This window comes from Variovorax brevis, from assembly GCF_030317105.1.
Taxonomy (GTDB): domain Bacteria; phylum Pseudomonadota; class Gammaproteobacteria; order Burkholderiales; family Burkholderiaceae_C; genus Variovorax; species Variovorax brevis.
On the sequence record NZ_JASZYG010000018.1, the window covers coordinates 75,185 to 86,677 of the forward strand.

Genomic DNA, 11,493 nt, shown 5'->3' on the forward strand with positions numbered 1-11,493 from the left:
CCGACTCGACCTTGCCGTGGCGATAAGCGACAGATAGACTTAATCCTCACCATCGCAACGGTGAACGGAGGAAGTCATGAACGTCAGCCTTTTTGTTGTCTGTGCCGTGGCCCTAACAAGCTCGCAACTTGCACTCGCGCAAGATGCAGATGCACCTGCAAGCAGATCGCGGGCCGAAGTTCGAGCCGAAGCCGAACTTTGGAGCGAGGCGGGCCTAGCGGAAATCTACAGAGGCAACATGGGGCCTGAGGTAGTCTTCTCTCCACAGTTTGAACAGGCGCTGCGAACCTATGCAGCCTTGCGCGCATCGCCGCGCTATCAAGAGCTCGTACGCAAGCTGAGCGGCGCCCCGGGCTGAGCCGGGCGGCGCGCACGCGCGCTCGTCCTCCTTGTCATCTTGCGAATTCGATGTTGACGGCGATTGCCGCCGACTTAGCCCTGCGCGGGCCGGCGGCACGCAACGCAAAGCAACGGACCATCCCGCCTGTTCGTCGATCGCATCTGCCCCGTGCCAAAGCGGTCGGCGCTGTTTGACACGTTTGCCCGCTACCAGCGTACCTCTACGCCAAGCGAGGCCTGCACCGAGAACTTGACCGTCGCTTCGCCGTCGATGCTCCAGAGGTGCCCGATCTCACTGTAGAGGCTGCTCGTAGGCGTCAGCGCCAGCGGCCACCTCGGCGGCGCTGTAATCGCTCTCGCTTTCAATCGATAGCGTTTTCCGCCCGGCGACGAAGGTGACACTCAAATGACAACAGAAATGTCAAGCTGTTCGCTTCGGGATCGAGTGCAATTTGCCGGCTCCGAAGTCGGCGGTTCCATGCTTCGTCTTGTGCGGCTGTTGCACGATATGGGCGAGCAGCCGATGCTGCACATCACGGCCTATGTACCGCGGGGCGCAATCGTATCCTCATGGAGATACCGGCTGCCAGAGCGCCGGGCAGATCGTTCACGATCCCAGCAGTAGTGCGCAGGAGTCGCTCCGCCGCTCGCATGCAGCCGAATTACGACTGCACTACCTTGTGACCGGCCGTAGATGATGCGGGCGCCTTCAAACTTGGAAGACCGGAATCTGTCGACCAGCGTGAATTCGACCCGCGCCCGGGAACAACCGCAATCGCTGCGAAGGCGCAGTTCGTGGCCTCGACCTCAAAGGCCGTAACGGGCCCATCAGCGACTTACGTGGCCCAGCTCGATGCTGAGGGAGGGCGTGATGAGAGATGGATCGGCAAAGGCAGCAATCGGCGGCTATAACCCGACGTAAGACAACTGCCGCTCCTTACGTGACACGCAATCACACACCCATCGCGCTTGGCTCGCGCTTCGGACGCCTCATCGTCGAAGCGCTGGTGGAGGGCGGGCCGCGCCATCGCTACAGCTGCGTGTGCGACTGCGGCAACACCGCCCCCAGCGTGCGAGCGGCCTACCTCAGGAAAGGCGTCACCCGGAGTTGCGGCTGTCTCCAGGAGGATATGTACGCAGGCCGCAGGGCCAAACCTCCAGCCCTGGCTATTGGCAGCACCTACGGTCGCCTCACCGTGACGGGCGCCTACAAGCGAGACCACCAGGGTCTCTGGCACTACCACGTGAAATGCGAGTGCGGCACGATCAAGACAGTGCGCGAGGACAACCTCAAGAGCGGCAATACCTCCAGCTGCGGGTGCGCGAAGCGGGGATCACGCACCCACCCGAGAGGCAGCGCTGAAAGCGCCATCACCTACATCTTCATCGCATACAGGCGCGGCGCGCTCCGGCGCGGCCACCCTTGGGAACTCACGCGCGGGCAGCTGGCGGCGCTGATCGTGGGCGACTGCCACTACTGCGGCGCACCACCAGCCACGCTTAAGAAGACTACGCTGGGCCCGTTCCTGTGGAACGGCATCGACCGGCTGCAGAACGACCAAGGCTACGCACCCGCCAACCTTGTCACCTGCTGCCGCACTTGCAACACTGCGAAGAACACCATGACGGTGGAGGCCTTTGCGCATTGGGTGCAGCGCATCGCCAGCAAGGTGCATCACTGGCATCCGACATGAAAAGGCGGCAATCGGGCGCCAGGAACAGCCATTTAATCTGGATGCCAGAAAGCGGCCGCTCGACGCCGCTCTCGACCCTTCGGCGACATCCAGATCGAGCCGCCAGAAAACTGCCGCTCGGACCTCATGCAGGGTCGCCCGAAGGAGGACAAGCACCAGAGGGCTGATGCCTAGCTTCCGAAATGCCCCGGTCGGAAAACGGTCGAACACGGAGGCCTCGACGATCAAGGGGGAAGACGGGTAATTGCTTCGAAGGTTGCGACGTCGTTGTAGTAGCGGCGAACGGTCCAGACGAGGAAGCCCGGCGGACTCCAATCCTGCTGGCGTTGTTCGTTCGACATGCCGAAGATCGGAATGCCAAGCTCCTTCGCGACGGCCGGCACCCCGAACAAATCAAGCAGTCCTCGACCCGCGTCTTCTTCGCCGAACCTGAACGGCCTGAAGAGCCCAACTTCCGGTAGCGGACCTATGCCGATGGGATAGGCAAGCATTACCGCGGAGCTCGTGGCATCGTCTAGGGCCGACGGTAGCCACGCAAGCCACTCCCAGGCCGGCGTGAGCGCCTCCAAAATCTCGTCGGCGTCAATATCGATCAAGATGCTTAGCGGCATGCCGCCGAGCACGGCGAGCCAGGGGCCACATTCTTCGCGAAACGACCGCGACATCACCTTGCCGGACAGCTGCACCCGACATGGCGACATGCTGCCCAACCACAAGAGGCTCGAGGGCTCATCGATCAGATGAACCTTTAGGCCGATGCTTTCGCCGTTACCGAGATAGCATTGCTGCTGCAGATAACACACCGTTCGATCGGGGTTCGCGGCATCGAGCGCCTCGGAATCAACGCCTGCATGATTGCGCAGAAAATCGTCTTTCAGTTCGATCGTGACGGGCATGTGCCCTTCGGCACGAGCGATACGTTGGTAAGCCGCCCAGTCCTCTTTGATGTTCGCCAGCACAGTGATGCTCGTTTCGCGAGGCGATCCCAGCACGATGCGGTCACCGATGGACGAGCTATCCCGTACATTCGCGTCCGGCGGTGAGACGAGATTGCTCAACCTCTTCTGCAGAAAGGTGTCGAAGAACTGAGGCACTGATTGACCTGAAAAGTTGATGGTGTCAGCTATGCGCCATGGTGCCACTTGCAATGCACCACCCTCGAACGCCAACGCGTACAACGCATATGTCCCAAACGAAGAATGCAGTGCTTGAGCGGCCAAGACCGGGACCAAAAGGTTTCGACCGATAGTCCCATTTGCGTAGGATATGTTGAGCGGCCCCGATAGACAGCTCAGCCGGAAATCGTTCGGATCAAAGAAGTTCGAGAACTCCGGCGCATTCGAGTGGCTGAGGTTCAATATGGGATCGTGAAGAAATCCGATCCCGCTTTGCTTCTTGTGGTGTAGCAATGCCTGGATGTTGGAGACGATCTCGTAGAGAGAGACATCCCTCATGAGGTGTGCCAATCCATCTACCGGCGTAAACCTCATCCGCGAAACGGCCTCGAATTCAAAGTAATCGCCGATCGGGATGAAGTCATGATCCGTAGAGGTCCGTAGTTCAGCGGTCGATTTCAGGCGCTCACGATAGTCGAGGAAAACCTGCCGGCTGTTTGTCCAGCGGTCGTCGATATCCGCCAAGGAAATCAGACCTGTTGCATTCACGGCGTCGATCAAATCTCGAAAGCGGAGCGGAGGGCACCAGTCGACAGATGTGAGTGTTTCGTTTGATGGCGGCGCGACGGGAAAGTAAACGTCCAAAGCAAGGTCCACGCAAATGAGGACCGAGACATAGAACGATTGCACGCCACGGCCTTGCATCGCCTGCGCGAATTGATCGTCACTGCTCGTCTTATACAGTTCGCGTAGAGCGTAGTGTATGGCTGCGTAGTAGGGCGTCGCTTGCAGATCGGAAAAGCGCTTCGTTCGCTCGGCCTCTGAGTGCCCGAAGTTGTCGAGGTAGAAAACCTCAAACAACACAGCCTGCGATTCCAGAAGCTGCTCTGTCGAGATCGCATCATCGAATGCCGGCCACGCGCCAGATAGCAGCGACGGGGATTCGTGATCAGCTCGGCCGTCGCGGCGATTGAGCAAACAGTTTGCGATTCGACCGATGAGATCGTTGTCTTCGACCCAATGTCTGGACTCGTCCGCGTAATAAACGCTGCGCTCCAATAGATCATAGGCGACAGCCCATTCGATCGGCGCCTCGGGACTGCGCGAATTGAGGATCTTCCCGAGGATTGCTTCATAGTCGAAGAGCGCGCCGCCAGGCGCGGGCGAAAAGCGGTCGGCAATTCGTTCTGCAGAGTTTGGCAACTCGCTTAAGGCCAAGAGGATCTGATGGTCTCGTTCCGACCGCAGTCGGTTCAGGAAGCTGCCGAAACCGGTTGCGATGTACTGCGCCCAGTGAAAGTTCTCGTGCGCCGACGCCCAAATTTGGTCATTGACACGCCCGCGCAGACTTTCCTTCCACCGGCGCGAACGCATCTCGAAGTCGGCGTCATTTTCATGACGCGACAGGCAGGAATGAGAATCGAAAGCGGCGTCTCGTCCACCGAACCCCGTAGACCGTCGCATGCTGGGCTCGCACTGGTCCGCTCAACCTATTCCGTCGGGGGAGCCTGCTCGACTTGCGGATTCTTGTCGGCGAGTTTCTTTTTCACCAGTTGCATAACCAGATCGTGCGTCATGCCCGCCGCAAGGTGCGCCGTGAACACGATCACGAAATATGTGAACGGCTCCATGCCTTGTGTCTTCCGGCGCGATGAGGTCTTTGCGCCCGAGATGTCCTGAATACTCAGCGACGGATCGATTTCGGCAAGGCGGGCTCGGATGTCCGCCTCGGTCATCGTATCCACTCGGACTCGTACTTGCATGGTCTAGCCTCCAGTTGCCGACTGTTAGCACGTTCTTTGGCGCGTGCACCAGCCTTGATCAATCGCAAAAACGTCACCCGCTGCGCGCGCACTTTGCGAGGCGAGTCACCATAGCCGTTCGGCCCACCCGTTCTCATGCTTCGGGGAGCCCGGCAATGACTCCGGAGCCTCGCTCGCAATGCTGCGGCGGGGACCCCGCCTTGTCAAGCGGCGCCAGGAACACGTACCTCCGCCTCGTCAGAGGCGCAGGAAACTGGGCAGACCTACGTGGCCGTGGGCGCGCAGTGCGCCTTAGGGGAGTCAGCTCAGATGGCCCCGGCGGTGATCGTGAACTATCGCCCCTAGGAATGCCGAACATGGCCAAGTTGCTTGAAGAGATTCATCCGGGCGACATCCTGCTCGACGCGATGCCGGAAAGCTGCCCGAGGCCAGCGACAGGAAGTGGCCGTCAGCAAATTTGGCGAAGGTCAGCTTCTCGTGTCGCTGAAGGACCGTGTCGGGCCCATCAGCGACTGACATGACCCAACTCGATGCTGCCGGCCAGCAGCAGAAGAGGTACAACAAAAACAAGGGTTTGCGTTAAAGCTGCATCGACGCATCGACACGATTAGGGCTTGGGGATGGCCGGCGTACGGGTTCGAGTGGGTGCGTCGCTGACGTGTGGCGGGCTGGTCGCGGCCGCAAGCCCGTGCCGCCGCTTTGCGCAGGTTATCGTCGTCCACTTGGTCGAAGCCGCTGCCATCTTTGTAGAAGTGCTTGTTGTGGAGGATCTGCATCTGGTCGCCGTAGATTGAAGAACTCCCCCGGGGTCAAGGACCGGTCAGGAGTCGCAGGTCAAGAGCCGGACGTTTGCTACTCGACGACCCGCCTTCGCCGGCGCTGCGCGCGCACCTCGCTGTTCTTCACCCAACGATACACGCCTTGGCTCAGGATCAGGATACCGGCGGCAGCACGCAATGCCTTGTACGCGATATGCACGGCGCGGGCGATCAGGAATAAGAGGGTCATTCGCTCTCCAGTTGTACGACGGTCTCATCCCAGGACCGGCTCGTGATGACAAGGACGTTGCCCTGCGACTTGTCAAACGGGTCAACGGGGAAGCGGGACACGATGCGCCCGCACTCGCGCATTCCCGTCCGGTTGGTTCGGACCTCTCGCGGGTACAGGTTGCCGTGATCATTGATGGCGTGCCGCGCGATAAGGTCCAACGGCATTCGGCCCAGCGCCGCTTTGGCCGCGGCTGTGATGTGCAAGGAACCCAGCAGGAAGTTGGCGAACACAAATGCTCCTTGGTTGCGGTCTCATTGCGGCTGCACTTGGGCCCTACCAACTGAAAACGAATAGGCTGTCAGTTGGTTGCCGTCCGCGGGAAGTGCCGCCAGCGAATGCCCGTTTGTGCGCACGTGCTGCAGCAGCCGCGCCATCACCGTATGGGACAGCAGCAGGGCGCAAGCGGCTGCCACGTTGGCGTCCTGGCGCACGTTGCGCAGGGTGCGCTTCTTGATCATGCGCAAGGCGAGGTCAGCACCACCGCGGCCGCGGTATCCGCGCGGCCGGCCGCACGCGCGGAGCGCACCCAATAAGTGCGCCGCACCGATTTACAACGGAAGGCACTCGATGAGGCTGCAACCCAAGTTCAAGTCGCGCAGCGTGATGCTGCTGGTGCTCGCGATTCTCATGAGCTCGTGCAGCAGCAAGCCGCCCGCTACGCCGCCGCCGCCCGTGCAGCCAGCGCGCGTGCCGCCGCTCTCGAATCAAGCGCGGCAGGGGTCGACCCCATTGGAGTGTTCGCCGAGCTGCTCGGCCGCGCTGACGCGCGAACGGGAAAGTTGGCTGAAATTGCTGACCGTGCCCGAGTAGCTGGTCTGCTTTGCGAGCGCAGTTATGACGCACTCATTTCGCCAGAATGACCGGCAAATCGAGAGACGAAAAGCAGCGCGTAGAAACGTAGCCGTGAGGTGCTACTGGAAAGGTCTGGTCATACATTGGCGAAGCACTAAGCCAGTGCTGAGATCAGACATATGGAATTACGATCGCCTGCAACTTCCCATCTGAGCGGAAGCGAATCGTGATCTCTAGCAGCAAGGGCAACCAGTCGTCGCCGATGAGCTTGTCGCAGGTGCCTACCTTCATTGACGAGTTAAGGGGAGCCGCGTCTACAGCTTGGGAAGCTGCCGTTCTACCATTGAACTGCACCTGCAGACCGTGCGGACTCTACTGTGGAGCGAGCGCTGAGCAGATCGTACGTCCCGGCTGTGGGGGGCACGATGTTCGATCGCTCGCGAGCACCGCGACCCTGACCCGGTTGCCTTGGCGCGCTTCATTTTCTCGGTCCGCGCCAATCTACCGTCGACGCCCCGTATGAACACCGCGAGGAACGCTAGGTCCGAAATTCCCCGTCCGGGTTGACACACGCCGCAGCTCCTTTTGTGCTGGCGTTTCTCCGATTAATTCGATCCCATGGGCTTCAGCCTGCATGCGGACGTAACCGCGTAGGACGGGTTCGTGGTATGAATACCATCCCCTTCGGTTGAACCTTGAGGGCACCAAGACTTCACCGCAAGACTTGCCTTTAAGTTTGTGGATGATCGCCCTAAAGCCCGCAGAATCCAATGTTCTGATCCCAAATGGATCACGCTGCTTCATCACATACTGATACGACGTGAAAATATCGTCCAGAGTGCGATCCAGGTAGTCCGAATCCGCCGTCGCCCAAAAGACTTCCTCAAAATCATCACTTCGGTGATGAACGGCCAGTTCATACGGTCGGCGGAGCTCAGCATTGATGCTCTCGATCGCGTCCTGAAGGGCTCCGACATAGTGCTCGCGCTCAATCGTGGTAATGATCTCTGGGGCCTCGTAGATGCGCCATAAGAGCTTTTCAGTCAACAGATGAACGTAGTACGGATAGCCGTCACTCACCGCCGCGATGCGGACGCATACCTGATCGTCCAGTTCGACCCCGAAGGCGTTTGCCGCCTTCCTGGCAATATCCCACCTCGCGTCCCAACTGAGCTTCGGCAGTTCAATGGTTTCAAACTGACGGATCGCCGAAGGGTGCCCGACAAGCAATTTCTCCAGTGTCTTGCCGACGCCGGTAAAGAAGAAAGTGATGCCGATCTTCTTATCACCGACGTACTTCACGAGATCAGAGAAAGCAACCTTGTCGGCATCGTTGGAGAGGCGGTCAAATTCATCTAGGACGACTATAGGTCGCTCTGAGTGGATCGCCGCCACTTCACGCAGAACTTCTCCCGCATCCGCGAGCGTATGGATTTCCGTGTGCAGGTCATGCAACGACGTTTCGGAAGATGCGCCGACCTTGAGGAAGCGATATTCGATGCCGATGTTCTTCGTTACTTTCGTCTTACGTAAACGGCTGGCATTGAGGGCCTGATATCCGATGTTGGCAACGATGCTCTTGTACGTCGCATCGGGCGAGCACGACACGTCGATGTAAGTCGCGTCCGAACTCTGACATTGGTTCGCAGCAGCCGCAGCCAGCGAGGACTTGCCAACCCCACGATCACCATAGATGAATACATGGCGGCCGTCTGCGAATAGCGCCTTTTCAATCCGGGCCAGTTCCTTTGTACGCCCTTGCAACTGCTCGACGCTCTGTATGGGTCTAGCTGGCGAAACCAACTGGTTTAATTTCACCCCAAAGTCATTCCGTTCAATCTCTGTTGGAATCATCTTGTCTTTCTGGATGGCGTTTCATCAATGTAGCAGGAGGAACGGTCAAACTAGGGACTTCGCGGTGAGCGACGACGACATCCGGATCCTCAAGCGCATCCGGAGGGCCTCGAGAAAATGAAGCGCGCCGAAGCAACCGGATCAGGGTCGCGGTGCTCGCGAGCGATCGAACATCGTGCCGCCGGCGGCATTCGGCATATAGCAGACCTCAGCAAAGACCCGTCGGACGACGATGACAGAAGTCGCCAGCGGCTGTGCCGGTGGCGCGCTCGCGCCGCGACAAATCCCGGCTACGCCCAGCCTGGTCGACCAAAGTACGGGCCGAGCAGCGCTGGTATCCGGCGCCTGAAGCACATTGCATCTTGAACTGGTCGAACGCTTCCACCAGTCCGATTAAAGAACGATGGCACTGATGGATGAGCGGAAAATGCGCTTTTCGAGTGAGCGGACCCGATATTCGCCAAACATGGAGCGAATCGCGATCTCGGATCAGCGCCCGGAAATGAGGCACCAGATGAATCTGTGTTGGTTGCACGTCTCAGACTTCCACTTTCGCAGCGGCGACACGTACGACAGCGATGTCGTTTTGCGTGCGTTGATCAAGTCCGTACGCGATTTTCGCAACGCCGGCCGGCGCTGCGACCTGATATTCGCGACCGGCGACATCGCGCAGTCGGGCAAGCCGGCGGAGTACGCGCAGGCAACCCGCTTCTTCGACGCGTTGCTTGATGCGGCAGGACTCGACCGGGGTTGTTTGTTCGTCGTTCCGGGCAACCACGACGTCGATCGCGGGCAAGGCATCGGACTGGCGCGGACGCTCGCCTCGCGTGAGGATTCCGACGCCTACTTCGCCCCGGAGGTCCCCAAGCCTCACTTGAGCCAGAAGCTTCGCGCTTTCAGCCAGTGGTATGGGCAGTATTTTGCCGGCATTCGGCGCTTTCCCGAAACATCGAGCTGCGGGCCAGTGGCACTCGTGCAAGTGCACAATCGTCCCATAGCGGTGTTGTGCCTCAACAGCGCACTGTTTTGCCAGGATGACAACGACCACGCTAAGTTGGTTCTGGGCCGCCGATGCCTCGATGATGCTCTCAGAGAGCTGCAAGCACATACGGCCGACTTCAAGCTCGCTCTGGTCCACCATCCGCTCGACTGGTTCAGCGACATTGAGCGGTCGAATATCAAGGCAAGCCTGCAAAGCGAGGTCGACGCAGTGTTGCGAGGTCATCTGCACGACACCGACGTAGACATCGTCGCTTCGCTCTCCGGCACGACGATGCATCTCGCCGCCGGCGCCGCATATCAGACGCGCAAGTGGCCCAATCGGGCGCTATACGTAACGCTCGAGGACGGTGGATCGCTGCGCGTATTTCCAATCCGCTATGAGGACAGCCCAACGGAACACTGGACTGTCGATCCGAGCGTGTTTCCGCATGACCGTGGATATGAGCGGCGATTGCCAAGCCCCAGGGCTTTTCCGGCATCTCCGGTTGCGTCTACGTCACAGCCCGAGCGGCAAGAGCCAACGCGTTTCCTTAGCAACATCGAGGCACGCGGCGACCTTCCATTTCTTGGCCGCGACGACCTCTTGGACGCCGTTGCGTATGAACTGACGAGCGCAAACGCCGACCGAGTCGTCGTTCTGCACGGACCGCCTGGCGTGGGCAAGAGCGAGCTCGCGCGCGAGTACGCGCGACGTAGCCGCGACCGGTATCCGGGAGGCCGCTTTTTCATCAACGCTGGCGCGGAGCTGGTCGACCTGGCGCGCATCGGCGCCAACATCCTCGGCTTGAACTTTCCACCCGGTCTGCCCCTTGCTGATCGGTGCGACCGAACGTTGCTGTCAATGCACAACGCCGCGACGCTACTGATCTATGACAACCCGTCGTCCAAGCGAGCCATCGAGCAATGGCTGCCTCGCAGCGGTATGCCGTGCCATGTGCTGGTGACGACCAACAACGATCGCTGGTGTACGGAGTGGCCGAGTTTGCTGGTGCCTCCGCTGTCACCCGCGAGTTCGCTCGAACTTGTAGAGAAAGTGGCTGGAGCGGTGGTAGCCGAGCGTTTCGGGCGGGATCTCGCTGCGCTGGCTGGTGGGCTGCCGGTGCAGATCGTGCCGGCGTCGCGAGTGCTGGCGTACGAGGAACGTCGTGGGCGACTGGACGTCGCCACGCTGAACGTGACGCCGGAGGCGAGCGGCAGCTTTGATCTCGTTCTCCAAGCGCTCGATGCGCCGGTCCGGCTCCTGCTGTACGCGGCAGCGTTCCTCGCGCAGCAACGCATCGTCCGCGAAGAGCTGTTCCGCCATCTGGAACCGGTGTACGCCGGCGGTCGACCCGAATTCGACCGGCAGCTCGACGTGTGCCTCGATCTGCACCTGCTGGACGGTGGCGCCGAAATGCGCATGCACCAGCTCTTCTGTTCTTTCTTAGCGCAGCGATCCACGCAGGATCAGGCGGTGGCTGCCAGCTTGCGGGTGGTTCGGCAACGGCAGAGGGAGCGCCTACTAAGCTTGGCGCGGCAGCTTGATGTCACGCCGACGGACGCGGAGCGGGGCGCTCTGATCCTGAGTTATAGGCTGGCTCCGGCAGACTGGGACGGCGAACTTCGCATGACGGCGGATGAACAGCATATGGTGGGAAGTGGTCTCATCGCGATAGGGAAGTTCAATGAGGCGCGGCCTTGGTACCAGCGCGCGGTCAAGGAAAAGGAACAGGGCGACGTGCATGGCCGCGTCGATCACGAAAGCCTGGGCAGTAGCCTGCATCAAGTCGGCGACTGCCTGTCGAGCGTCGGCAAGTTCGACGAGGCGCGGCCTTTGTATGAGCGCGCGGTCAAGGAAAAGGAACAGGGCGACGTGCATGGCCGCGTCGATCACGAAAGCCTGGG

General features: G+C 60.1%; 10 protein-coding genes. 4 read left to right on the plus strand and 6 right to left on the minus strand.

Annotation, left to right across the window (positions count from 1 at the left end):
- The first annotated feature begins 76 nt into the window (after positions 1-76).
- Both QTI66_RS32930 and QTI66_RS32935 read left to right on the plus strand, forming a co-directional pair.
- Positions 77-358 (plus strand): DUF4148 domain-containing protein, encoded by a 282-nt coding sequence (locus QTI66_RS32930; RefSeq protein WP_286564587.1) that lies wholly within the window; start codon positions 77-79, stop codon positions 356-358.
- 922 nt (positions 359-1,280) lie between these two features.
- Positions 1,281-2,033, plus strand: coding sequence for a hypothetical protein (locus tag QTI66_RS32935; protein WP_286564588.1), 753 nt, complete (start codon positions 1,281-1,283; stop codon positions 2,031-2,033).
- A gap of 224 nt (positions 2,034-2,257) precedes the next feature.
- Here QTI66_RS32935 and QTI66_RS32940 read toward each other — a convergent pair whose 3' ends face one another.
- The 5 genes from QTI66_RS32940 to QTI66_RS32960 all read right to left on the minus strand — a co-directional run bounded on the left by QTI66_RS32940 (position 2,258) and on the right by QTI66_RS32960 (position 6,419).
- Complete coding sequence (locus tag QTI66_RS32940; RefSeq protein ID WP_286564589.1) at positions 2,258-4,612, minus strand: hypothetical protein; 2,355 nt, start codon at positions 4,610-4,612, stop codon at positions 2,258-2,260.
- Between the two features lie 26 nt (positions 4,613-4,638).
- Complete coding sequence (locus tag QTI66_RS32945; protein ID WP_286564590.1) at positions 4,639-4,893, minus strand: hypothetical protein; 255 nt, start codon at positions 4,891-4,893, stop codon at positions 4,639-4,641.
- 870 nt (positions 4,894-5,763) lie between these two features.
- The gene (locus tag QTI66_RS32950; protein WP_286564591.1) at positions 5,764-5,919 is read right to left on the minus strand and encodes a hypothetical protein; all 156 of its coding nucleotides are present in this window, start codon (positions 5,917-5,919) and stop codon (positions 5,764-5,766) included.
- The gene (locus QTI66_RS32955) at positions 5,916-6,191 is read right to left on the minus strand and encodes a hypothetical protein (RefSeq protein WP_286564592.1); all 276 of its coding nucleotides are present in this window, start codon (positions 6,189-6,191) and stop codon (positions 5,916-5,918) included. Before QTI66_RS32955 ends, QTI66_RS32950 begins: the two co-directional genes overlap by 4 nt.
- Before the next feature lie 21 nt (positions 6,192-6,212).
- On the minus strand, positions 6,213-6,419 hold the full coding sequence (locus tag QTI66_RS32960; protein ID WP_286564593.1) for a hypothetical protein: 207 nt from the start codon (positions 6,417-6,419) through the stop codon (positions 6,213-6,215).
- 109 nt (positions 6,420-6,528) lie between these two features.
- Between QTI66_RS32960 and QTI66_RS32965 the strand changes: the two genes are divergently transcribed.
- Positions 6,529-6,771 carry a hypothetical protein gene (locus tag QTI66_RS32965; protein WP_506555399.1) on the plus strand — a complete coding sequence of 81 codons (243 nt, stop codon included), beginning with the start codon at positions 6,529-6,531 and terminating at the stop codon, positions 6,769-6,771.
- A gap of 483 nt (positions 6,772-7,254) precedes the next feature.
- On the opposite strand, the gene QTI66_RS32970 is transcribed toward QTI66_RS32965, so the two are convergent.
- Positions 7,255-8,607, minus strand: coding sequence for an AAA family ATPase (locus QTI66_RS32970; RefSeq protein ID WP_286564595.1), 1,353 nt, complete (start codon positions 8,605-8,607; stop codon positions 7,255-7,257).
- Between the two features lie 403 nt (positions 8,608-9,010).
- On the opposite strand from QTI66_RS32970, the gene QTI66_RS32975 reads away from it, so the two are divergent.
- Positions 9,011-11,493: metallophosphoesterase (locus QTI66_RS32975; protein ID WP_286564596.1), on the plus strand; the 2,483-nt coding region annotated here is incomplete at its 3' end.